Here is a 23,812-nt window from a genome sequence, read left to right as displayed (position 1 = left end):
GGTCTTTCCCGTGGGCGCGGAATTACTCGCCTTTGCCCAGTATGCTCTTGTTATGTTCTCCAAGCAAAGGGGCCGGGAGGTAGTCGTGCCTTGCAGGGGTAGCCGAAAACCGAACTGGTGGGCGTGTCGTCCAGATGGCGCCTTCCGTTGGATGATTGATCTGCTGAAAGAAACCGGTCGCGGCAAGATGAGGATCGCTGGGCAGGTCCGACAGGTTTCGGACCGGCATAGCGGGAATGTCGGCCTGTTTCATCAGGACAAGCCATTCTTCAGTTGTCCGTGTCAGCGCGATCTGCGCCACCAGATCGTAAAGTGCGCCAATGTTTCGGCTGCGGGTATCCATATCGGTAACCCATGGGTGGGCGAGCATGTCATCGCGCCCGACCGCCTTGAAGAACCGCGCCCATTGCACGTTGGTGTAGGGCAGGATCGTGATGAACCCGTCCGATGTCTGAACCGGGCGGCGGTGGGGGACCAGCATGCGATTATAGCCGAAATCCTGTGGTGTGTCCTCGAAAGTGGCGCCATCCATGTGCTCAACCAGCAGGAACGCCGAAAGCGTCTCGAACATCGGCACCTCGACATGCTGGGCCTCGCCCGTGCGCTCGCGGTGGAACAGGGCCGCCATGACGGCATAGGCCGCCGTGACGCCGCCAAGCTTGTCGGCAAGGATCGTCGGAGCATAGGCGGGCGCGGCCTCAGGGTCGCGCATTGATGCCAGGCTGGCCAACCCCGAGACCGACTGGACGATGTCGTCGAAGGCTGGTTTGGCGGCATAGGGCCCGTCCTGCCCGAAGCCGGTGGCGGATACCGTAATCAGATTCGGGTTCTCGCGGCGCAATGTGTCGGGATCGAGCGACAGTCGGGCAAGCGCTGCCGGTCGGATGCTTGAAATCATCACGTCAGCATCTGCCAACAGCTTGCGGAGACGGTTGCGATCGGCTGGCGTCTTGAGGTCGAGTATAACACTACGCTTGTTGCGGTTGGCCCCCAGAAAGGCGGCCCCCATCAACTTGTTGCGTGACGGCTGGACCTGGCGCAAGAGATCTCCCTCGGGGCTTTCCACCTTGATCACATCCGCCCCCAGATCGCCCAGCATTTGCGTGGCTAGGGGGCCGAAAACCACCGAAGTCAGATCAATAATCTTCACGCTATCAAGGATGGCGGGCTTCTGCGCGGCAGTCATCTATGTGAGCATCCTGTTTTATGCACGAGGGTCAAACTCGGCGCGGATGGCTTTACCGTCCGCGTCGAAAGCCGGGCAGGCGCCAAGGGTCGTCTCTCCGAGGCTGCGCCGAATCGGGGGCGCAGGAACTTTGATTTCGCCAGACGGCGTGCCGATGGTGGATCGGTCAAGCTGCGGATGGCCGGAAAGGGACGCCACGTCGTTCACCGCCCCGGATGCTATGCCCGCAGCGTCGAGCAGCTTCAGCATCTCGGCGCGGTCATGCGAGGCGAACACGGTCTTGATGAGCGCTTCGAGCGCGGGCTTGTTGTCAATTCGCGCCGTGTTGTCATGAAACCGGGGGTCGGCTGCCAGAGTTGCATCGCCCAGTATGTGTTCACAGATCCGTTGCCATTCGCCGCTGTGCTGCACGGTAATGACGACAAGCTGACCGTCCTTGCACTCATAGGCGCCGTAGGGGCAGATCACCGTATGGTTCAGACCGACGCGGGGCGTCGGTTTGCCAAGATAGTCGTGATAGAGCAGCGGAACCGACATCCAGTCGGCCATCACGTCGAACATGGCCACCGAAACGCCGCTACCTTTGCCGGTGCGCTCACGCCCGATCAGCGCTTCGCAGATCCCGGCATGGGCTGTCATGCCCGTGGCGATGTCGCAGACCGACACGCCAACCCGCCCCGGCCCGTCCGGCGTGCCGGTCACCGATGCCAGGCCGCTTTCGCATTGCACCAGAAGGTCATAGGCCTTGGCGTTGCGCATCGGGCCGTCTTCGCCGTATCCGGTGATGTCGCAAGTCACGAGACGCGGGAACCTCTCTCGCAGACTCGCGGAATCCAGACCCAGCTTTGCCAGGGCGCCCGGCAAAAGATTTTGAATGAACACATCCGCGTTTTCCAGCATTTTCAGCAGGATATCGCGATCTTCTGCTGCTTTGATATCCAGTGCGACCGATTCTTTGCCCCGGTTTAGCCATGTAAAATAGGCGCTTTCGCCGTTGGCGGCAGTATCATAGGCGCGCGCGAAATCGCCCACGCCCTTGCGTTCGACCTTGATCACCCGCGCACCGGCATCGGCAAGCCGCGAAGAGCAAAAGGGCGCCGCCACCGCCTGTTCGAGCGCGATGACGAGCTTGCCGGAAAGGGGGGCTGAACTTGAATCTGACATGGCGTTCTTTCAAGTGAACCTATGGGATTGACAAAATCTAACAGCTGTTAGAAATATTATCAATACGATTAACCAGGAATGGACCATTTGAGGAGAATGCCGGTGCCGGACGCCACAGGACCAGACCAGATATTCCAACGCGCGCTGACAAACGGGGAGATCATGCTGCCCAGGTGCGATGATTGCGGAGCCTATCATTTCTTTCCAAGGGTCCTGTGTCCGCACTGCCATGGGACCGCGATCTCTTGGCATCCCGCCAGCGGCAAGGGCCGGGTCCACACCACCACTGTCGTGCGTCAGAAGCCCGAGCGCGGCGGCGACTATAACGTGTGCGTGGTGGAACTGGAGGAAGGCGTTCGGATGATGAGCCGGGTCGAAGGCATTGCCCCCGGTGACATTGTCATCGACATGGCCGTGACAGCCTTCGTGGGCGAGGCCGAGGGCCAACCGGCTGTGCTTTTCAAGCCAGTGGAGGTATAACTCATGACCGCTAAACTTCGGGGAAAATCCGCCATTGTGGGAACCGGGCACGCGGGTTTCGGCGAGGCATATGGGCTGACGGCCTATGATGTCATGGCGCAATCCGCACTTGCGGCACTTGGCGATGCGGGGCTGAAGCTGTCCGATGTGGACGGTCTGTTCTGCACCATGATGGAAGACAGCATGCCTGCCCTTATGGCGGCCGAATATCTGGGCATTCAGCCCAGGTTCATCGACGGCACCATGACGGGCGGGTCGTCCTTCGTGAATTACCTGACCTCCGCCACAATGGCGCTGGAGGCTGGCCTGTGTGATGTGGCGCTGATCGTTTATGGCTCCAACCAGCGCACCGCGTCGGGCAAGCTGGTGACGGCCTCGCGCCCGCCCGCCTATGAGGCGCCCTATAATCCGCGCTATCCGATTTCCGCCTATGCGATGGCAGCGGCCCGGCACATGCACCTATACGGCACCACCCGCGAGCAACTGGCCGATGTGGCCGTGGCCGCGCGGGCCTGGGCGCAGCACAACCCCGAGGCATTCGAGCGCGGCCCGCTCAGCCGCGAGGATGTTTTGGGCGCGCGTATGGTGGGCGATCCGTTGACTGTGCGCGATTGTTGTCTTGTCACCGATGGCGGCGGGGCGATCGTGATGGTTCGCGCCGACCGTGCCAGGGACTTCCCTAAGGCCCCGGTTTACGTTTTGGGCAGCGCGGCGGAAAGCTCGCACCGGCAAATATCGCAGATGAAGGATTTCACCGTGACCGCCGCCCGCGAGTCGGGCGCACGCGCCTTTGCCGCGGCGGGCGTGTCGCCTTCGGACATTCAAGCGGTCGAGCTTTACGATGCGTTCACTATCAATACGATCCTATTTCTGGAAGATCTCGGCTTTTGTGCCAAGGGCGAGGGCGGTGCCTTTGTCGAGGGCGGGCGCATCGCGCCGGGCGGGGTCTTGCCGGTGAATACCAATGGCGGGGGTTTGTCCTGTGTGCATCCCGGCATGTATGGCATTTTCACCGTGATCGAGGCGGCGCGGCAGATCCGTGGTGATGCACCCGGCATTCAGTTGAAGGATGTCGACCTGGCGCTGGCGCATGGGAACGGCGGTGTACTGTCCAGTCAGGTCACGGCAATCTTGGGTTCGCAAAACACGCTCTGACAGCGATCGAGGGAGGAAATATCATGCCATTGGATTTCGACGCGCTATCGAACTGGGACTTCGAAGAGATCGAGCAGACGCTGACCGAGCGGGATACGATCCTTTATGCGCTCGGCCTCGGGTTCGGCGAGGATCCGACCGACAGGAAAGAGTTGGCCTTCGTCTATGAAGATGGGCTGAGGGCCGTTCCCTCGATGGCGGTCACGATGGGGTATCCGGGCTTCTGGCTGCGCAATCCGAAAACCGGGGTGAACTGGCAGAAGGTTTTGCACGGCGAACAATGGCTGGATATCTACAAACCGTTGCCGGTCAAGGGCAACATCATCGGCCGTCCCCGGATCGACTTTATTTCCGACAAGGGCGAGGGCAGGGGCGCCGTCATCTATCAAAGCCGCGACATCATTGACGCCGACACCGGCGACAAGCTGGCTCGCGTGGCGATGTCGGCCTTCTGCCGCGGCGATGGCGGGTTCGGTGGCGAAAACAGGCCCGGCCCGGCCCCGGCGGCCTTGCCCGACCGCGCGCCCGATCATGTCTGCGATATCGAAACACTGCCGCGCCAGGCGCTGGTTTACCGCCTTAGCGGTGACATGAACCCGCTTCATGCCGACCCGGATGTGGCGCGTTCGGTCGGGTTCGACCGCCCGATCCTGCACGGCCTTGCGACCTATGGTCTGGCGGCGCGGGCGATCCTCAAATCGCTGCTCGATTATGACGCCGCCCGGCTTGTCGGGCTGGACGTGCGGTTTTCCGCCCCGGTCTATCCCGGCGAGACCGTGCGGTTTGATATCTGGGAAGAGGGTGGCGAGGCCCGGTTCCGCGCTTCGATCCCGGCCCGCGACGTGGTGGTTCTAAACAACGGGGCTGCGCGTTTCGCGTGAGGGAGGGACGATGACACAGCCGCTCAAGGATATCCTGGTGCTGGATTTCAGTACCCTTCTTCCCGGCCCGATGGCCACGCTCATGTTATCCGAAGCCGGGGCCGAGGTTATCAAGTTCGAGCGTCCGGGCACGGGCGAGGATGCGCGCCTGACCGCGCCGAAAATAGACGGGGAGAGCATTGGCTTCGCTGTTTTGAATCACGGTAAGCGGTCGGTGGCAATCGACCTCAAGTTAAAGGGCGCAATGAATGTTCTACGCCCTTTGCTTGAAAAGGCCGATGTTCTGGTAGAGCAATTTCGCCCCGGAGTGATGGACCGGCTCGGTCTGGGATACGAGGCCGTGCGCGAGATCAATCCCGGTCTCATCTATTGTTCGATCACCGGCTATGGACAGACCGGCCCGAAGGCTTCGACTGCCGGGCACGATCTCAATTATGTGGGCGATTCGGGGATTCTGTCGTTGAGCCGGGGCCCGGATGCCCAGCCAACCATACCCTTCGGGCTGGTCGCTGATATCGGGGGCGGAACCTATCCGGCGGTGGTGAATATCCTGCTGGCCCTGATTGCGCGGCAGGCAAGCGGTCAGGGGACGCATCTGGATATCGCCATGTCCGAGGGGGCGTTTGCCTTTGCCTACTGGGCCCATGCCGAAGCTGTGATCGCCGGGCAGAACATCGAGAGCGGCCACAACCGCCTGACAGGCGGTCTGGCCCGGTATCGGCTGTATACGGCTGCGGATGGACGTCAGATTGCCGTTGGCGCGTTGGAAGAAAAGTTCTGGCAGTCGTTCTGCGATGTCATCGGCCTGCCGCAGGAGCTTCGTGATGACTGGTCCGACCCCAATGCCAGTGTTGCGGAAGTGACGCGCCGTCTGGGCGACCAGCCCTCGACCCATTGGGAGTCTTTGCTGGCCGCGGCGGACTGTTGTTGTTCCGTCGTGAAAACGCCCGCCGAAGCTGCGGCGGATCCGCATTTTATCGCACGCGGCGTATTCGCGCGAAAGCTGAACATTTCTGGTCGGGAGGTACCGGCGCTGCCGCTGCCAATTGCTCCGGAATTCCGATCTGCGGCAGGTTCGGCCGGACGTGCTGCGGCCTTGGGGGAAGATAATACCCGCTTTGGCCAGAACTTGCGAAAGACAGAATAAATCTCATTGACCCGCAGGTTTCCGGATTGTAATCTAACAATTGTTAGAAAAAGATGGAGAGGTCCATTGGCCCAGCCCCACGACGACCTGCCGGCGGAGGCCGAGCGCTATGTCATGCCGTCGCACTTTGTTGAAAGCGACAGCCTCGAAGTGCAGGGTTTCGTCACATCGGCTTTGCGCAATCTTCCTGTGGGCGCGACCAAACGAGACAAGGCGATCCGCCTGTTCGAGGCGGTTCGCGACGACATCCGTTACGACCCGTATTGTTTTGCGCTGGATGAAGATTCCTACCGTGCCAGCCGGATCGCTGGGGTGAAGGCAGCGTACTGCGTCCCCAAGGCAATCCTGCTTGCAGCCTGTCTGCGCGCCGTCGGTATCCCCGCCGCTTTGGGGTTCGCAGATGTGCGCAACCACCTGAATACACCCAAGCTGCAGGAGCTGATGGGGACCGATCTCTTTATCTATCACGGCTACGTTCAACTGTGGCTGGGTGGTGAACCTTACAAGGTAACACCCGCTTTCAACATAGAGATGTGTGAAAGATTCGGGGTCAAGCCTCTGGTCTTTGACGGCTATCATGACGCTCTTTTCCACGAGTTCGACGAACAGGACCAGCGCCACATGGAGTATGTGAACGACCGGGGTCTTTATGTCGATGCGCCGATAGGTGAGTTCCTGAAGGCCTTCAAGGAAACCTATCCGAAACTGGAGGAGTTCACCCGCGTTCGGATTTCCAGAGATTCGAGCGGGTATGATTCCGCTTTTGGAGCGGAGCCGGCGACGTGAAGTATTTGGAAGATTTCGCACCTGGCCAGGTGTTTCACTTTCGCAGCGCCCCGATGAGCGCACAGTCCATAAAGGCCTTTGCCCAGGAGTGGGACCCGCAACGGCTGCACACCGACGAAGACTATGCGACCGCGATACATGGCAGCCTGATCGCCTCGGGATTTCAGACCGTGCTTGAGGTGTTCAAACCTGTCGTGACGGATTTGATGACCGGCATGGCGAACATAGGCGGCATGGGCTTTGACAATCTGCGCTGGCTGCTGCCTGTCCGCCCGGATGAACCCCTCGATATCGAAATGACGATCAACTCGGTCACGCCGTCCAAAAGCAAGCCCGACCGAGGTGTTATGCACTATACGCTCAGCGCCAGGAACCCCAAGGGCGAGGTCGTTCTTTCAGCTGACGCCCCATTGATGATGAAGCGAAAACGAAATGACACAGACTGATATGCTTTCCAGCGACCAGGAAGACCTTCGCCTGCTGCGCGAGAGCGCACGCACCCTGTTTGAACGGGCTGGCGGAAGTGGAAGGGCCAGAAAACTGCGTGACGCCAGTGGCGGCTGGGATTCGGACATGATCGGTGAACTGGCTGGGGCCGGCGTTTTCGGCGTGACGGTGCCCGAAGCAAATGGCGGGCTTGGCATGGGCCTCGCCGCCGGGGGCGTCATCGCCGAGGAAGTCGGCCGCGTGATCGCCCCGGAACCGGTGGTGTTGACGATCGGGCTGAGCCTCGGCCTTCTGCGTCGCCTTCGCCCGGATCATCCGAAGATGGAGCAGCTCATCAACGGCGAAACTACCTTGGCGGTGGCCTGGCAGGAACGCGGCCCGGGCGGAGCGCCCGCTGATGCGACATGCCGCTACGCAGACGGAAAACTGACCGGCAGCAAGGCCTGGGTTGTCGGCGCGGCCGGGCCGCATGGTTTCCTTGTCGTGGCTAGGGGGCACAATGGTCCGGTTCTGGTCCTGACCGAGGCCACCGCGGCCGGACTTTCCTTCGACAAGCGCGTGCAGGCCGACGGCAGTTCGCTGGGCGAGCTTTCGTTTTCCGGAACTCCGGCAGAGCAACTGGCTGAGGGTTCCGCGGTCCAGGATGCGCTCGCCGAGGCGATCAGCGATACAACGGCGCTGGCCGCCGCCGAGCTTGTGGGCCTGAGTGATCGCGCATTCGAAATTACTCTGGACTACATCAAGACCCGCGAGCAATTCGGCAAGCCCATCGGGACGTTTCAGGTTCTTCAGCACCGCGCCGTGGACCTGCACATCATGCGTGAGGTTGCACAGGCGACCGTGCGCGAAGTTCTCGCGCAGATGGACTGCGAAACCGACCAAAAGATCCGCACGCGGCTTGCCAGCCGTGCCAAGGCGCGTGCGGTCACCGCCGCCAGGAGGATCACGCGAGATGCGATCCAGATGCACGGGGCGGTCGGCTATACAGACGAGTATGATATCGGGCTTTACCTGAACCGCGCGCTCGTCCTGTCGGCTTGGCTGGGCGACGACGCCCATCACCGAAGGATCTGGTTCGAGACGCGCGAAGAAGAGGGGGCAGCATAATGACCGACTGGAACGCAATGAGCGACGCGGAATTTCGAAAGGAGATCCGGCAGTTCTTTGAGGCGGAATACCCCGATGATCTGCGACATCTGCCGTACCGTCCGAAATTTTCCGAAATCGAGCATTGGCACCGCAAGCTTCACGCCAAGGGGTGGGTTGCCCCGGCCTGGCCCACGGAATATGGCGGCATGGGGCTGAGCGCGTCCAAGCTTCTGATCTTCTACGAGGAACAGCAGCTCTGGGGCGTGAACCGTGGGCGTGACATGGGTGTCCAGATGGTCGGTCCGCTGATCATCAAGTTCGGCACCCAGAAGCAGAAAGACTATTGGCTGCCGCGCATTCTGAGCTGCGAAGACATCTGGTGTCAGGGCTATTCCGAACCCGGAGCCGGGTCGGATCTGGCCAACCTGCGCACCCGCGCAGAGATCGACGGCGACGATTTTGTCATCAACGGCCAGAAGATCTGGACCACAATGGCGCATGATGCCACGCATATCTTCATGCTGGTGCGGACCGATCCGGATGCGCCAAAGAAACAGCAAGGCATCAGCTTTCTTCTGGCGCCGATGTATCAGCCCGGCGTCGATGTGCGTACGATCACGACGCTTTCGGGGGAACCCGAGTTTTGCGAGGTCTTTTTGGACAATGCCCGCACCCCGCGCGAGAACCTTGTGGGCGAGCTGAACGAGGGCTGGACGATGGCCAAGGCGCTCTTGAGTTTCGAGCGTATCTTCATCGGTTCGCCAAGCCTGGCCCAGAACGCCCTGGGTCAGCTTGAAAGCTTCGCCCGGAGCCGTGGCGCTTTCGACGATCCGGTATTCCGCGACCGTTTTGCCCAAGCCGCGCTAGATGTTGAAGATCACGCCGCGCTTTACGCCCGTTTTGCCGACCAACTCAAGCGAGGCGAAACGTTGGGCGCGGATGTCTCTATGCTCAAGATCTGGGTGACCGAGTGCTTTCAGCGCATCAGCGAACTGATGATCGAGGCGGCCGGACCCGATGGCGGCACTGTTGGCCCGCTTCAGGTTGGCAACGTAAGCGTGGATGTCTTGTCGAACTTCTACAAGGCCCGCCCGACAACGATTTACGGCGGATCGAACGAGATTCAACGCAACATCGTGTCCAAGGCCGTCCTTGGACTGCCTGGTTGAACCCACACTGACATCAAACGAAGGAACAGAATCATGTCGGACCGTTACGCAAAATATCACAAGATGAAATTCGACTACCCGGCTGATCGCGTCCTGCGCATCACATTCGACCGTCCCGAGTCATTCAATTCCGTGGACGCGGAAACCCACACTCAAATGACGGATATGTGGATCGATATCGACCGCGACCCCGACATCAATGCAGTGATCGTCACCGGCGCGGGCAATGCATTCTCGGCCGGCGGCGATTTCAGCCTGATCGAGAACATGATCGGCAATTCCTACGAGATCATGAAGACGTGGAAAGAGGCCAAGGACCTCGTCTACAACATCATCAACTGCAACAAGCCGATCATTTCCGCCATCAATGGCCCTGCCGCTGGTGCCGGCCTTGTTGTTGCCATCCTGGCCGACATCTCGATCGCCGGGAAAAAGGCCAAGATCGTCGATGGTCACCCGCGCCTGGGCGTTGCCGCTGGCGACGTCGCGGCGATCATCTGGCCGCTGCTGACCTCGATGGCCAAGGCGAAATACTATCTGATGACCTGCAAGCCGGTTTCCGGCGAAGAGGCAGAGCGCATCGGTCTTGTGTCGATGTGCGTCGAGGATGACGAGTTGCAACAGATCGCGCTGGACACGGCTGTGGAACTATCGAACGGCTCGCAAAGCGCCATTCGCTGGACTAAGTATTCGCTCAACAACTGGCTGCGCCAGGCCGGGCCGATCTTCGATGCCTCGACGGCGCTGGAAATGCTCGGCTTTATGGGCGAGGATGTTAAGGAAGGGGTTCTGTCGCACCGCGAAAAACGCGCGCCGAATTTCCGCAAGGACTGCCCGCTTTGATCCACACACGGTCAGGGAGGCATGGTCATGTCTGACGATATCTACCGGGACATCGCACAAGCCTATGCCGCCGCGGCCGAAAAGGCCCCGGGCCTGAAAGCGCGATTCGCGGCGGTCGGGTTCGATCCGGCCGCCGTCACATCCCTGGCGGATCTGTCGCACCTGCCGATGATGAAGAAGGAAGAGCTTCTCAAGCTCCAGCGTGACACCCCGCCCTTCGGCGGGTTCCTCGCCGCTGATCTCAAGGATATCGGGCGGATCTACGTCTCGCCCGGCCCGATCTTCGAACCCACACTTCCCGGAGCGGGGGGGCATGGTCTGGATCTGCTGTTCAAGACGGCCGCCGTGGGTGCAGGAGACATCATCCTGAACACCTGGATGTATCACCTCGTGCCGGCGGGGCTTTTGTTCGACGAAGCGGCGCAGGCTGCGGGGGCGACGGTGATCCCCGGCGGCGTCGGCAATACCGAACTTCAGGCGCAGATCATTGTCGAGGTCGGCGTTACCTCAATCTGCGCATCGACCGCTTTCTTCCTGACGCTGGCGGACAAGGTGATCGAAACCTATGGGCGCGACGCCTGGAAGGTGAAAACCGCGTTTCTGGGCGGTGAGATGGGCGACTGGATGGCCAAGCGCCGCCGGATCGAGGCCGAGTATGGCGTCTCCACCTGGGCCGCCTATGCCACCGCCGATCTGGGCCTTGTCGGTTATGAGGATGGCGGCGAGGGCTATGTGGTCCATCCTGATCGGGTGGTGCAGATCTGCGATCCGGTCAGCGGCGCGCAGGTGGCCCATGGCGAGCCGGGCGAGGTTGTGGTGACCGCGCGCGACGCCACCTGGCCGATGATCCGCTTCGGCACCGGCGACAGTGCATTCGCCCTTGAAAGCAACAAGGATGGCGGCGTCCGCCGCCTTTCCGCCTTGCAGGGCCGGGTCGGCGCGGCCGTGAAGGTGCGCGAGATCTTCGTCTATCCGCGCGTCATCGAGGAGGTCGTCATCGCAACGCCGGGCGCCAGGGCCGCGCAAGCCGTGGTGACGCGCGAGAACGACCGCGACATCATCCGCCTATCGCTCGTCCTGGAAAGCGGTGCCGATTCCGCTACCGCCGTGGCTGCAGCTGCCGAGGCATTCAAGCAGCACGCAAGAATCCGCGCCGATGCAGTTAATGTGTTGGCTGAACTACCGGAAGGGGCAGATCTGATCGTGAACGCGAAAGACGTCTGATCCCTCACGATCCAGTCCGGGATGGTCGTCAAGTGCTGGAACGACCGGTCATGAAAGCGCGCCGCCCGTTCCGGTCGTCCCTGAATCTGGCGCGTACGGCAAGGCCCCTGCACGCCAGGATTGATCTGCTGAAACTTCCTTAGTTCAAAAGGACCGCGGCATACCCAAGATATGCTCGGCCACATAGGACAGGATCAGGTTGGTCGAGATCGGCGCCACCTGATACAGCCGGGCCTCGCGGAACTTGCGCTCGACATCGTATTCGCGCGCAAAGCCAAAACCGCCATGCGTCTGGATGCAGGCATTGGCCGCCTCCCAGCTGGCATCGGCCGCCAGCAGCTTGGCCATGTTCGCCTGCGCCCCGCAATCAAGCCCGGCGTCAAAACGCCGGCACGCCTCAAAGCGCATCAGGTTGGCAGCCTCGACATTCACATAGGCGCGGGCGATGGGAAACTGCACACCCTGATTCTGACCGATGGGGCGATCGAACACAATCCGTTCGCCAGCATAAGCGCGCGCCTTGTCCACGAACCAGTAGCCGTCACCGATGCATTCCGCGGCAATCAGGGTTCGTTCGGCGTTCAGCCCGTCGAGGATGTGGTAGAAGCCCCTGCCTTCGGTGCCGATCAGGTTCTCGGCGGGGATTTCGAGATTGTCGAAGAACACCTCGTTGGTCTCGTGGCCGGGCATGTTGGCGATGGGGCGGACCTCCATGCCGCTTCCGATAGCCTCTTTCAGATCGACCATGAAGATCGACAGCCCCTCGGATTTCCGCTTCACCTCGCTCAGCGGCGTGGTGCGGGCGAGCAGGATCATTAGGTCCGAATGCTGGATGCGGCTGATCCAGACCTTCTGGCCGTTGATCACGTAGCGGTCGCCCTTTCTGACCGCCGTGGTCTTGAGCTTGGTGGTGTCGGTTCCGGTGGTCGGCTCGGTCACGGCCATGGATTGCAGGCGCAGCGCGCCGCTGGCGATGCCGGGCAGGTATTTCTGCTTCTGCGCGTCCGAGCCGTGCCGCAGAAGCGTGCCCATATTGTACATCTGCCCGTGGCAATGGCCCGCATTGCCGCCGCAGCGGTTGACCTCTTCCATGATGATCGAGGCCTCGGTCAAGCCAAGGCCCGAGCCGCCATATTCCTCGGGGATCATCGCGGCAAGCCAGCCCTCGCGGGTCAGCGCATGGACAAACGCCTCGGTGTAGGTCTCGGCGGCGGCGGCTTCGCGATGGTATTCCGGCGGGAACTGCGCACAAAGCGCGCGCAGGGCGTCGCGCAGGTCATTATGCTTTTCAGGGGCCGATGTCCGCATCGCCTATTTCGCTCCGGGGCCGGAGGTTTCGAGGATCTCCTCTTCGGCGCGTTGCCACAGTTCGAAGGAAATCGGGTTCTCGCTTTCTTCAAGGATATGGCCGACCAGCCCGATGGCCCGCGCCATCACACCGAAGCCGCGCACGATCTTCCACGGAAAGCCGAATTCGCAGCAGATCGCACCAATGGCGCCGGTCGCGTTGATCGGCAGCATCTTGCCCGATTTCGCCTCGGCCACGCCCTGAATCTTCTGGATCAGTTCGACATATTCGCCGGATTTTCCGTTCTCGGCCGCAATCTGGAACAGGCGTGGGGTGCGCGGGTCAACCGGCTTGTGCACCGGATGGCCCAGCCCGGGCACGATGTCCTTGCGGGCGCGAAGTTTTTCTACCGTATCCGCAGCGATGGCATCCAGATCGGCGCCGGTGCCGAGCCTGTCCTGCGGCAGCGCCTCATAGAGCATCTTCGATGCGCCCTCCATCGAGCCGACAAAGACCGTGCCCAGCCCGCACAGCCCGGCCGCCACCGCCGCCTGAAGCGATTCCGGCGCGCCCATATAGGTCATGCGCGCGACCAGCGCCGAAGGCGTGATGCCATGTTCCACCAAGGTGATCACGATGGCGTTGAAGACCCGGCTTTCCTCGGGCGTCGCCTTGCGGCCCGTCAGTTGCAGAAAGGCGAGATCGCCCAGGTTCATGTGGCCCAGAATCTCGTTCGGCAGGTCAAGGCCGCGCACGCAGATCTTGTCGGGGGTGCTCCAGCCGATGTTCGAGCTGATCCTTTCCTTGCGTTTTCCCATCAGACCGGATCCCACAAAAAGACATCCGCCGAAACCTCAAGCGGTGTGAATTGCGATTTGAGTGCGGGAATGGCGCGCTCGGCGATTTCATCTGCTGTCCAGCCATCGCTCGAATGGACGGATCGCACCGGGCGGGGCTGATTGAACAGGAATATCTCGTTCATGCGAACCCCGAAGATCTGGCCCGATACGCCTTCCGCGCGGTCGCTCATCAGGAAACAGGCCATCGGCGCGACCTTCGCAGGGGTCATCTGCTTGATCTTCTCGACCCGCGCCTGCTGCTCGGGCGTATCGGTCTTGATCGACGAGATCATGCGGCTCCAGGCGAAGGGGGCGATGCAGTTCGAGCGCACGTTCCAGCGCTTGAGGTCAAGCGCCACCGATTTGGAAAACGCCGCGATCCCCAGTTTGGCGGCGGAATAGTTCGCCTGCGCGAAATTGCCGATCAGCCCCGAGGTCGAGGTCATATGCACCAGCGCCCCGCTTTCCTGTTCGCGGAAGTAATCGGCGGCGGCGCGGGATGTGTTGAAGGCACCGTAAAGGTGGACCTTCACCACCGCGTCGAAATCCTCATAGGTCATCTTGTGGAAGAACCCGTCGCGCAGGATGCCGGCATTGTTCACCACCGCATCGATGCGGCCGAACTCCTTGACGGCGGCCTCAACCATCGCGCGCGCGGCGTCGGGATCGGCGACCGACCCGCCATCGGCGATCGCATCGCCCCCCGCGGCCTTGATTTCCCCGACGACCTTCTGCGCCGCGGTTTCGGTCTGGCCGGTGCCTTTCAGCGACGCGCCCAGATCGTTGACCACCACCGCGGCCCCTTCGGACGCTGCCATCAAGGCAATATCGCGACCGATCCCGCCACCTGCCCCGGTGACCAGGATCACCTTTCCCTCAAGTGCCCTTGCCATGTTTTTCCCTCCTCAACTTGCCTTGCGATATTTGTCCAGACCGCCGCTATGCATGGCCCGACCCATGAGCGGCGCGCCGATGATTTCTTCTGCCTTGAGCGCCGCCGCGATCAGCTTGTCGAGATCAATTCCCGTCTCGATACCAAGCTCGTGGCACAGGAACACGGCATCCTCCGTGCAGACATTGCCTGCGGCGCGCGCGTGGCCGTGGCCAGCGAACGGACAACCGCCCAGCCCGGCGATCGAGCTTTCGAACATGTCCACCCCCATCGACAGGGCCGCATAGAGATTGGCAATGCCAAGGCCGCGCGTGTCATGGATATGCATCCCGATCCGCGCATCCGGCGCCAGATCCCGCAGCGCGCCAATCATGCGTTTGACCGCCTCGGGGTTGCCCCAGCCCATGGTGTCGGCGATGACAAGGATCGGGACCGGAATGTCCTCTTCCTCGCAAATCTGCAGGATAAAGCGGAAATCATCAAGGATGCGCTCTTGCGGGATCGGGCCTTCATAGTTGCAGCCAAAGGCCGTCATCACATAGGCAGCATCGACCGTGTAGCCCTCCTGCTTATAGATTCGGACCCACTCGCGCTGTTTCTCGCGCATTTCGGCGGCGGAGCAGTTGTTGTTGGCCTGCGCAAAAGCCTCGGACGGGTAGAACAGCAGGCGGGCGTCGATATCGACCTCATGCGCGGTCAGCGCCTTCCGAAAGCCCTTGTCGTTCAACCAGAGCCCGGTGTAGTTCACGCCGGGCCTGCGCTTGATACGCTGGAACAACTCGCCGGTATCGGCCATTTGCGGCACATATTTCGGGCTGACGAAACTGCCCACCTGAATGCGTTTCAGCCCGGTCTCGCTGAGCATGTCGATCAATTCGATTCGCTGCTCGATCGGATAGATCTTCTTCTCGATCTGAAAGCCCTCCCGCGGGCCCTCTTCGCGAAATTCGACGAATTTTGGAAAATCGCTCATGTGTTCACTCCTCGGGTGCTAGGATTTCGGCGATGACCTGACCGCGATCGACCATATCACCATTCGAGACGGATATGTTGCTGGCCGTGCCAGCGGCGTTGCTGCGAATCGAGATTTCGAGCTTCATGGATTCCAGGACGGCGATCACGTCGCCTTCGGCCACAGTCTGGCCCTCTGCCACCTTGATCTCGACGATCAGGCCGGTCAGCGGCGAGGTCACGGAGCGATCCGCCGTCGCATCTCCGCCAACGAAGTCAAGCGGGGCCGCCGGACGGAAGATCAGGCGGCCTTCGGGCGTGTCCAGTTCGATCACCCCGGCGTGCTGCCGCGCGTCGATCAGAAGGACGGCATCGCCCTCGTTCAGGCGCCAGCGGCCCGGCGTGATTTCACGCGCTGTCAGGGTCACCGCATCGCCGTTTTCCGAAAGGACCGTGTATCTGTCTTTGGGTTTGACGGGTCCGACGCGCAATTCCTCTGATATGCCGACGGAATCCGTGAGGGTCACACGCTGTCCCGCCTCGATCGCATCGCCGCCCAAGCCAAGCCGCCAACCGGTGAAAATGTCACGGTTGGTCCAGGGATCTGCCTCTGCATCGCGGCGCAACGCTGCCACAAAGAGAATGGCGGCGGCGGCTTTCCAAAGTTCCGGACGGGACAGGGCGCGTGGCTGCGTCAGTGCGTCGAGGTGCCCGTCGATCCACCGGGTATGAACCTGCATCTGCCCGAATTCAGCGTTGCCCGCCAGCGCCCTGAGGAAGGCGCGGTTGGTCTCAACCCCCTCCACCGCGACATGATCGAGTGCTGTCGCCAGCCGCGCCAGCGCGGTTTCCCGGTCGGGCGCATGCACGATCAGCTTGGCGATCATGGGATCGTAATAGGGCGTGACCGCGTCGCCCTGCTCAACGCCGCTGTCGATGCGCAACCCGTCAGGCAGGCTGAGCGTGGTCAATGTCCCCGTCGAAGGGGCGAAGTGCATCGCCGGGTCTTCGGCATAAAGCCGGGCCTCGACGGCGTGACCGTTGATCTTCAGATCACCCTGCACAAGGCCAAGGCCCGCACCTTCGGCGATACGCAGATGCAGCGCGACCAGATCGAGCCCGGTGATTGCCTCGGTGACAGGGTGTTCCACCTGAATGCGGGGGTTCACTTCGAGAAAGTAATACTTGTCCCCTGCAACCAGAAACTCCACCGTGCCCAGGCCGCGATAGTGGAGCGTCTCGCCCAGTCGCACCGCATCATGCGCAATCTCATCCAGAAGCGCGCGCGGCAGGCCCCAGGCCGGGGCCTCTTCGATGACCTTCTGGTGGCGGCGCTGAAGCGTGCAGTCGCGTTCGAACAGATGCACCACATGGCCCTTGCCGTCACCCGCGATCTGCACTTCGACATGGCGCGCCTCGGGCAGGAAGCGTTCGAGCAGCAGGCCCTCGGACCCGAAGGTGGATTTTGCCTCGCGCAGCGCGCCCTCGATGTCCTCCTCCAGCGTGGCCTCGTCGGTCACGAGCCGCTGCCCGCGCCCGCCGCCGCCGCCCACCGCCTTGAGCAGCACCGGAAGGCCCATCTTGCGCACTTCCTCGGCGATTTCCCGAGGGTCCGAGCGCGCGCCCTGCGCGCCCGAGATCACCGGAACGCTGGCGGCCACGGCGGCCGCCTTGGCGCTGGCCTTGTCGCCGAAACGTTCCAGCGTCTCGGGCGTCGGCCCCATGAAGATCATGCCCGCGGCCTCGACCGCGCGGGCAAAATCGGGGTTCTCGGCAAGAAAGCCATAGCCGGGATGGATCGCATCCGCGCCGACGGATTTCGCGGCGGCGATGACTGCGTCGATCTTCAGGTAGCTCTCGGAGGCGGGACCGGCACCGATGCAGACGGATTTGCCGATCTCGCGGACATGCAGCGCGTTGGCGTCGGCCTGCGAATGCACGCCGACCGGAGTGATGCCGCTGACCCGCGCGGTGCGCGCGATCCGGCAGGCGATTTCGCCGCGATTGGCGATGAGAAGCGTCTTGATTTTCATGGGATCCGCCTCACATCCTGAACACGCCGAAATGGGTTTCGACCCTGGGCCTGCGCGACGCCAGATCGAGGATCAGCGCCATGACATCGCGCGTTTCACACGGCTCGATCACGCTGTCGATCCAGAGGTTCGAGGCGAAGTTGTAGGCGCCCTGGAAATCCTCGTAGTCCTTGCGGATAGGGGCCTTGAAGGCCTCTTCCTCCTCGGGTGTCCATTTCTTGCCTTCGCGTTCGTTGATCTGGGCGCGCACCTGCGCTAGCACGCTGGCGGCCTGTTCCGGCCCCATGATCGCGGACCGGCCCGTGGGCCAGGCGAACATCGCGTCCGGCTGGAACGGTCGGCCAAGCATGGCCAGATACCCCGCCCCGTAGGAACCGCCGGTGATGATGGTGAATTTCGGCACCCGCGCCGAGGACATGGCGGTGATCATCTTGGCACCCGCCTTGGCGATGCCCATCTGCTCGACCTCGCGGCCGACCATGAAACCGTTCACATCCGCGAGAAACAGCAGCGGGATATCGCGCTGCACGCAGAGATTGATGAAATGCGTGGCCTTCAGCGCCGCCTCGACGAAAAGCACGCCGGTATTGGCCAGAATGCCCACCTCGTGGCCATGGATGCGCCCCCAGCCGGTCATGATCGTGTCGCCGTAAAGCGGCTTGAACTCGTGAAAATCGCTGTCGTCCACCAGGCGCGCGACGATCTCTCGGTTGTCGGTGGGCACCTTCGGGTCGCGGCTGACCAGCCCATAGATTTCTTCGACCGGGTAGGCGGGCGGGCGCGGGGTGATGGGCGTCTTGCGGGGCAGAGCCTTTTCGCCCAGATGGCTGACGATCTCGCGGGTGATCGCCAGCGCGTGCGCGTCATCCTCGGCCAGGTGGTCGGTCACGCCAGAGACGGACGAATGCATCTTGCCACCGCCCAGCGTCTCGGCATCGACCGTTTCGCCGGTCGCCGCAAAGGTCAGCTCCGGCCCGCCCAGATACATGAAACCCTGCCCGCGCACGATCACCACCTCGTCGCAAAGTGCCGGGATATAGGCCCCGCCCGCGGTGCAGGGCCCCATGACCACGGCGATCTGCGGCACACCGTCGCCCGACATGCCGATCTGCTGATGAAAGATCGAACCGAACTGCCCATCATCGGGAAAGATGTTCGCCTGTTCGGGCAGGAACGCCCCGCCGGAATCGACCAGGGTAATCACCGGGAGGCGGTTGTTCCAGGCGATGCGTTGTGCGCGGACGTGTTTGCGGCAGGTCATGCCGAAATAGGTGCCGCCCTTCACGGTGGCGTCGTTGGCAATGATCATGCAGTGACGGCCCTCGATCACGCCAATGCCAGTGATGATGCCCGCGCCCGGCGGCACGCCGTCATATTTGTCCAGCCCGGCAAGCTCGCCGATCTCAAGAAACGGCGTGCCCGGGTCGATCAGCCGCTCGATCCGTTCGCGCGGCAGGATCTTGCCTTTGCTCACATGCCGTTCCCGCGCCTTTTCCGGGCCACCGACGCGTTGCTGCAACCGCAGAGCGTGCAACTCGCCGACCTTTTCGCGGTAAACCGCGTCATTTGCCCGGAAGTCGTCGGACCTGGTGTCGAGCAGGGATTTCATTCTGGTCATGGCAGGTCAGGATACTTTCTGAGAACAAAGGCAACCTTGGCGGCGCCGGGTTTTTCGAACGTGTCAGGCGCCACCAGGTGAACGTCGGCCTTGAAGACGAGGGCATCGCGCAAGCGCTGCTCGATCTTCTTCTTGAGGGCGTTGTCATCCGCCGGATCGCGACCGGGACCGCGTTCAACGATCACCTTCAGCGCGTCCTGGGTGGTGTGGCCTTCGAAATCCGCCACGATCCGCATGACGCCATTGGTTTCCGGCGCCATTTCAGTGATCACACTGTTGATCGCGGAAGGGAACACATTGGCCCCGCGCACGATCAGCATATCATCGGTCCGCCCGGTGCAGCGGATCTTGGGGCCGGTGCGCCCGCAGGAGCATTCGGTGTCGATGACCTCGATATAATCGCCCGACCGGAACCGGACTAGCGGGCACGCCTGTCGGCCAAGCGCGGTATAGATCATCTCGCCCTGAGCGCCTTTTTGCCATGGAATGATCTCGCCGCTTTCGGGGTCGAGCAGTTCGGTGAGCACATAGTCCATGTTGACCATATGCATCCCCGACTGCGCGTCGCATTCGGCCCAATAGGTCACGCCCAGATCGGTGCCACCCAGCATTTCGGTGCACTTGGCGCCCCAGGCCTCTTCGATCCTGGCGCGGATCGCCGGTATACCGCCACCCGGTTCGCCGCCCACAACCACCCGTTCGACACCCAGTTCACTGGCCTTGCAACCAAGCACTTCAGGAGCCTTTTCGGCTAGGTGCAACACGAAATTCGGTGCCCCGACGATACAGCGTGGGTGGATGTCGTCACAGGCGCGCAGCAGCCGTTCGGCACCGCCATCCGCCCCCACCGGCACATCGATCGCGCCCATGTATTGCAGCCCCTGCATTATCGGGATACCGCCGACAAAACCCTTGGCCAGCGAAAACGCGTGCAGCACCAAATCGCCCGGACGCACCCCGTTGGCGAAGAAGCAGCGCGCAGTCATCTCGTGCCACATCTCGGCGTCGGATTCGGTAAGGGCAACATATGAGGGGCTGCCGGTGGTGCCCGACGAGGCCTGCATCTGGATGATATCGGCCATGGGCGCGGCGCGGTGCTTGCCAAAGGGCGGCTCGGTGGCCAGGCTTTCGCGGATCTCGGTCTTGTAGGTATAAGGCAATTTTTGAATATCTTCGATGGTTCGGATATCGTCGAAATCCACACCCGACTTGGCGAACTTCTCCTGATAGAATGTCGAGTTCGCCTTGAGATAGGCCATCTGCTCGCGCAGCCGCTCTTCCTGGATGCGGCGCACGTCGTTGAGGGAGGTGCCCTCGATTTCGTGCCAGAAGCGATCGTTCACCTTGTCGGCGGCGTCTTGCCGCCGGAAGCGCATTCCGAATTGCATGTCGTTCTCCCTGACAGACGGTGAGATCAATAAGATCTTGGCAGGCCCATGACCTTTTCGCCGATAAAGCTGAGGCACAGTTCGCGGTTCACCGGCGCGGTGCGCAGCAGCCGCACCAATGGATACATTTCGTAAAGCCCCGTATCCTCGGTAAAGCCGGATCCGCCATGCGCCTGAAGTGCTGCGTCCACAGCCTCGATCCCGGCTTCGGCGGCGGCATATTTCGCCATGTTGGAAGAGGCTCCCGCCGGCAGCTTGTTGTCGAACTCCCATGCCGCGCGGCGGGTCATCAGGCTGGCCATCTCGACCGCCGTATGCGCCCTGGCCATCGGGTGTTGCACCCCCTGATGTGCGCCGATAGGCTGGCCAAAAACATTGCGCTCGGAGGCATAGGCCACCCCCTTGTTCAGGGCGAAGCGGCCGATGCCGCAGCACAGCGCGGCCAGGATGATGCGTTCGGGGTTGAGGCTGTCGAACAGGATGGAAAACCCTTCGTCCACCTCGCCGACCACGTCCTCGGGACCCAGATCCACCTCGTCGAAAAACAGGGTCCACTGTTCTTCGGGTAGGGGGATCGAGATCTTCACCCGTTGTTGCGCGACGCCCTTCTTTTTCAGGTCCACGGCAAAAAGGGTGAACCCGTCGGTCTTGCGGCTGACCTCGGTGTGCGGCTTGGTTCGCGCCACCACCAAGCAATAGTCAGACACGTCGGCCCCGGTGATGAAGGTCTTTTCCCCCGACAGGCTGAACCGGTTGCCCCGGCGTTTGGCCAGCGTCGTGGTCTTCATCGTGTTGGACCCGGCCCCCGGTTCAGTGATCGCGAAACAGAACTGGATTTCGCCCCGGCAGGCGGCCGGAAGCAGCTCTTTCTTGTGGAAGTCGGTCCCGTGGCTGGCGATATGGGCCAGTGACATGGTTGGGCCGACCACCATCATCAGCAACGGAATGCCGTGATTGGCCGTGCCCTCCATGAACAGGGCCATCTCTGTCATGCCAAGCCCGGCACCGCCGTATTCTTCGGGAACCATGATGCCCAGAAAGCCGTCATCGGCGATCTGCCGGAACATCTCGTGCGGAAACTCGTGCTTGCGCGCGTGCCGCAGCCAGTAATCATTGTCGAATTTTTGCGCCAACTGGCCGCCGTATTCGTAGATCTGGCGTTGTTCGTCATTCAGGGTGAAATCCATGGTTCTTCCTCAACACTGAAAAGCCGGTTTGCGCCGGCCCTCAAAAGCATCTAGCCCTTCGGCGACGTCATCGCCGGGCAGCGCGCGCACGGCTGCATCGCGCTCAAGCCGCATCTGCTGGTCGATGCCAAGGTCCGCACCTTCCCGCGCCAGCCGTTTCATTTCGGCGATACCGCGGCGCGAGCGGGTAGCGATGGTCTGGCAATAGTTCAGCGCGGCCTTGTGCAACTCGGCATCCGGCACGATGTAATTGACCAGACCAGCCTCTCTGGCCTCGTCCGCCTTGAGCCAGCGGGCCGAGAACATCAGGTCGAGCGCCCGGCGCAGCCCCATCAGACGTGTCAGCCGCTGCGACCCGCCCCAGCCGGGGATCAGGCCGAATTGTGCGTGTTGATCGCCAAACTGGGCGGTTTCGGCGGCAAAGCATACGTCGCATGCCAGCATCAGTTCGATCCCGCCGGCCAAACACAAGCCCTGCACCGCTACCACGACAGGAAGCGGGCTCGACTCGAGCGCGCGCAGGTTTTTCATGCCGAAGGAGATGAAATGGTCCAGCGCGGCGGGGTCGGTCAGTTTGCCCTTCACCTCAGTCAGATCGGCGCCCGTGCAAAAATGTTTGCCCTGCGCCCGGATCAGGATCGACCGGATATTCCGGGCGGCCTCGAAGCTGGCGCGCGCGTTCGAAATGCATTCATGCACCTCGAGTGAGAGGCTATTGAATTTCTCGGGGCGCGCCAACTCGATGATGCCTACGCTACCTTCGATGCTTACGGCGACGGGATCACTCATTTCGATACTCCCTTCGCCTTCTTGTCGTATTGCAGCGCCACGCGGCCGACCTTTTCGCGCGCGATCACAAGTTTCTGGATCTGCGCAGTGCCGTCACCGATCTGTAGGCCCAGCACGTCGTTGTAGCGCTGATGATGGGGCAGGTCGGTGGTGTATCCGTAATGCCCGTGCAGGATCAGGCACTGATGCAGGATCTCGCAGGCGGTCTTGGGCAAGTACCACTTGCACATCGCCGCCTCGGAGGTGTGCGGCAAGCCGCGGTCGCGCAGGTCCAGCGTGTAATAGCAAAGCTGCCGCATCATGGTCAGTTGGGTTTCGGCCTCGGCCAGCGGGAAGCTCACGCCCTGATATTGTACGATGGGGGTGCCGAACGCCTCGCGTTCCCTGACATAGGCCCAGGTTTCATCCACCGATGCCTGCGCTGCGCCCAGGCATTCCAGCCCGATCAACGCGCGGGAATAGTCGAACCCCGCCATGATCGTGCCAAAGGCGCGGTCCTGTTCGGCCATCATGTTTTCGGCCGGAACAAAAATATCGTCAAAAAACACCGATCCGCGCCCAACCGGCTTGGTGCCGATGTCGTCAAAATGGGTGCGCGTGATGCCTTCCTGATTCAGATCGATGAAAAAGGCACTGACCCCGCGCGAGCCCCCGTCAGGATCGCCCGTGCGTGCAAACACCACGGCTGCGTCGGCTTGGGACGCAAAGCTCATCGAGGTCTTCTCGCCGTTCAGCCGCCAGCCGTTGCCGGATTTGGTGGCCTTGAGAACCAGGTTCGCCGCATCCGATCCGCCGCGCGGCTCCGTCAGGCCCAGACCGATGACGGCATCCCCCGAGACAACCTTGGGCACCCATTCCGACGCGATATCCTTGGAGGCGTGCTTGGCCACCATTCCCCCCATGAGAGAGCCGAGAAGCTGGACATAGCTTGCGTTGAAATCGGCATAGGCGATCTCTTCAACTATGAGTCCCGCAGTGACGGAGCTTTCGCCAAGCCCGCCGAATGCCTCGGGCAGATCGGCACCGATTAGACCCAGTGCGCCCATTTTCCTGATCAGCGCGCGATCAAAGGTGTGGCCGCTTGCGCGCTGCTGGTAGCCGGGCGCTAGCTTTTCGGTGGCGAATCGCTTCGCGGTTTCGCGAAACGCCTTTTGATCTTCTGTTGGCTGGAATTGCATCGGTGCTGCCCCCCGTGACCGAAAATTCTTCTTTCCAAAAATCTAACGAATGTTAGAATATAGATCAAGCGAAGTTTT

Annotated in this window: 22 protein-coding genes; 10 read left to right on the top strand and 12 right to left on the bottom strand. The window is 61.7% G+C overall.

The features are described 5' to 3' along the window. Positions 1 to 22: 22 nt before the first annotated feature. Together GC127_RS00665 and GC127_RS00660 are read right to left on the bottom strand one after the other, a co-directional pair. Entirely contained in the window at positions 23 to 1,186 is a 1,164-nt protein-coding gene (locus GC127_RS00665; RefSeq protein ID WP_009820003.1) for a CaiB/BaiF CoA-transferase family protein, read from the bottom strand. Between the two features lie 18 nt (positions 1,187 to 1,204). After that, on the bottom strand, positions 1,205 to 2,350 hold the full coding sequence (locus GC127_RS00660; protein WP_151975930.1) for a CaiB/BaiF CoA-transferase family protein: 1,146 nt from the start codon (positions 2,348 to 2,350) through the stop codon (positions 1,205 to 1,207). Positions 2,351 to 2,446: 96 nt separating this feature from the next. On the opposite strand from GC127_RS00660, the gene GC127_RS00655 reads away from it, so the two are divergent. The 10 genes from GC127_RS00655 to GC127_RS00610 all read left to right on the top strand — a co-directional run bounded on the left by GC127_RS00655 (position 2,447) and on the right by GC127_RS00610 (position 11,571). Further along, a complete protein-coding gene (locus GC127_RS00655) occupies positions 2,447 to 2,830 on the top strand; it encodes a Zn-ribbon domain-containing OB-fold protein (RefSeq protein WP_009820001.1) in 384 nt (127 codons plus the stop codon). Positions 2,831 to 2,833: 3 nt separating this feature from the next. Next, positions 2,834 to 3,985 carry a thiolase gene (locus tag GC127_RS00650; RefSeq protein WP_151975931.1) on the top strand — a complete coding sequence of 384 codons (1,152 nt, stop codon included), beginning with the start codon at positions 2,834 to 2,836 and terminating at the stop codon, positions 3,983 to 3,985. 23 nt (positions 3,986 to 4,008) lie between these two features. Further along, positions 4,009 to 4,866 (top strand): MaoC/PaaZ C-terminal domain-containing protein, encoded by an 858-nt coding sequence (locus GC127_RS00645; RefSeq protein ID WP_199861136.1) that lies wholly within the window; start codon positions 4,009 to 4,011, stop codon positions 4,864 to 4,866. Positions 4,867 to 4,876: 10 nt separating this feature from the next. Continuing rightward, positions 4,877 to 6,013, top strand: a complete 1,137-nt coding sequence (locus GC127_RS00640) for a CaiB/BaiF CoA-transferase family protein (protein WP_009819998.1) — start codon at positions 4,877 to 4,879, stop codon at positions 6,011 to 6,013. Positions 6,014 to 6,079: 66 nt separating this feature from the next. After that, entirely contained in the window at positions 6,080 to 6,799 is a 720-nt protein-coding gene (locus GC127_RS00635) for a transglutaminase family protein (RefSeq protein WP_151975932.1), read from the top strand. Beyond that, a complete protein-coding gene (locus GC127_RS00630; RefSeq protein WP_009819996.1) occupies positions 6,796 to 7,245 on the top strand; it encodes a MaoC family dehydratase in 450 nt (149 codons plus the stop codon). The genes GC127_RS00635 and GC127_RS00630 overlap by 4 nt, the downstream gene beginning before the upstream one ends. After that, positions 7,232 to 8,353, top strand: coding sequence for an acyl-CoA dehydrogenase family protein (locus tag GC127_RS00625; protein WP_009819995.1), 1,122 nt, complete (start codon positions 7,232 to 7,234; stop codon positions 8,351 to 8,353). Before GC127_RS00630 ends, GC127_RS00625 begins: the two co-directional genes overlap by 14 nt. Next, the gene (locus GC127_RS00620) at positions 8,353 to 9,504 is read left to right on the top strand and encodes an acyl-CoA dehydrogenase family protein (protein ID WP_009819994.1); all 1,152 of its coding nucleotides are present in this window, start codon (positions 8,353 to 8,355) and stop codon (positions 9,502 to 9,504) included. The genes GC127_RS00625 and GC127_RS00620 overlap by 1 nt, the downstream gene beginning before the upstream one ends. A gap of 33 nt (positions 9,505 to 9,537) precedes the next feature. Then, a complete protein-coding gene (locus GC127_RS00615) occupies positions 9,538 to 10,347 on the top strand; it encodes an enoyl-CoA hydratase/isomerase family protein (RefSeq protein ID WP_151975933.1) in 810 nt (269 codons plus the stop codon). A gap of 27 nt (positions 10,348 to 10,374) precedes the next feature. Continuing rightward, positions 10,375 to 11,571, top strand: coding sequence for a phenylacetate--CoA ligase family protein (locus GC127_RS00610; protein ID WP_254656514.1), 1,197 nt, complete (start codon positions 10,375 to 10,377; stop codon positions 11,569 to 11,571). Between the two features lie 144 nt (positions 11,572 to 11,715). Here GC127_RS00610 and GC127_RS00605 read toward each other — a convergent pair whose 3' ends face one another. Genes GC127_RS00605 through GC127_RS00560 form a run of 10 tightly spaced genes read right to left on the bottom strand, consistent with a single transcriptional unit; the run spans position 11,716 to position 23,734 of the window. Next, positions 11,716 to 12,879, bottom strand: a complete 1,164-nt coding sequence (locus tag GC127_RS00605) for an acyl-CoA dehydrogenase family protein (protein ID WP_009819991.1) — start codon at positions 12,877 to 12,879, stop codon at positions 11,716 to 11,718. Positions 12,880 to 12,882: 3 nt separating this feature from the next. Next, entirely contained in the window at positions 12,883 to 13,677 is a 795-nt protein-coding gene (locus GC127_RS00600) for a citryl-CoA lyase (RefSeq protein ID WP_009819990.1), read from the bottom strand. Next, positions 13,677 to 14,591 (bottom strand): SDR family NAD(P)-dependent oxidoreductase, encoded by a 915-nt coding sequence (locus tag GC127_RS00595; protein ID WP_151975934.1) that lies wholly within the window; start codon positions 14,589 to 14,591, stop codon positions 13,677 to 13,679. Before GC127_RS00595 ends, GC127_RS00600 begins: the two co-directional genes overlap by 1 nt. Positions 14,592 to 14,603: 12 nt before the next feature. Continuing rightward, positions 14,604 to 15,563: a hydroxymethylglutaryl-CoA lyase gene (locus tag GC127_RS00590; protein ID WP_009819988.1), complete on the bottom strand. Its 960-nt coding sequence runs from the start codon at positions 15,561 to 15,563 to the stop codon at positions 14,604 to 14,606. A gap of 4 nt (positions 15,564 to 15,567) precedes the next feature. After that, positions 15,568 to 17,574, bottom strand: coding sequence for a biotin carboxylase N-terminal domain-containing protein (locus GC127_RS00585; RefSeq protein ID WP_151975935.1), 2,007 nt, complete (start codon positions 17,572 to 17,574; stop codon positions 15,568 to 15,570). 10 nt (positions 17,575 to 17,584) lie between these two features. Continuing rightward, entirely contained in the window at positions 17,585 to 19,192 is a 1,608-nt protein-coding gene (locus GC127_RS00580; protein WP_151975936.1) for an acyl-CoA carboxylase subunit beta, read from the bottom strand. Further along, entirely contained in the window at positions 19,189 to 20,580 is a 1,392-nt protein-coding gene (locus GC127_RS00575) for a phenylacetate--CoA ligase family protein (RefSeq protein WP_151975937.1), read from the bottom strand. Before GC127_RS00575 ends, GC127_RS00580 begins: the two co-directional genes overlap by 4 nt. A gap of 26 nt (positions 20,581 to 20,606) precedes the next feature. Beyond that, entirely contained in the window at positions 20,607 to 21,767 is a 1,161-nt protein-coding gene (locus GC127_RS00570) for an acyl-CoA dehydrogenase family protein (RefSeq protein WP_009819984.1), read from the bottom strand. A gap of 9 nt (positions 21,768 to 21,776) precedes the next feature. Continuing rightward, positions 21,777 to 22,556 carry an enoyl-CoA hydratase/isomerase family protein gene (locus GC127_RS00565; RefSeq protein ID WP_151975938.1) on the bottom strand — a complete coding sequence of 260 codons (780 nt, stop codon included), beginning with the start codon at positions 22,554 to 22,556 and terminating at the stop codon, positions 21,777 to 21,779. Further along, entirely contained in the window at positions 22,553 to 23,734 is a 1,182-nt protein-coding gene (locus GC127_RS00560; RefSeq protein ID WP_037239533.1) for an acyl-CoA dehydrogenase family protein, read from the bottom strand. The genes GC127_RS00565 and GC127_RS00560 overlap by 4 nt, the downstream gene beginning before the upstream one ends. Between the last annotated feature and the right edge of the window lie 78 nt (positions 23,735 to 23,812).

Source organism: Roseovarius sp. EC-HK134, assembly GCF_902498815.1.
Classification (GTDB): Bacteria; Pseudomonadota; Alphaproteobacteria; order Rhodobacterales; family Rhodobacteraceae; genus Roseovarius; species Roseovarius mucosus_A.
The sequence above is the reverse complement of the archived record's forward strand: the minus strand, read 5'-3'. Positions and strand labels throughout refer to the sequence as shown.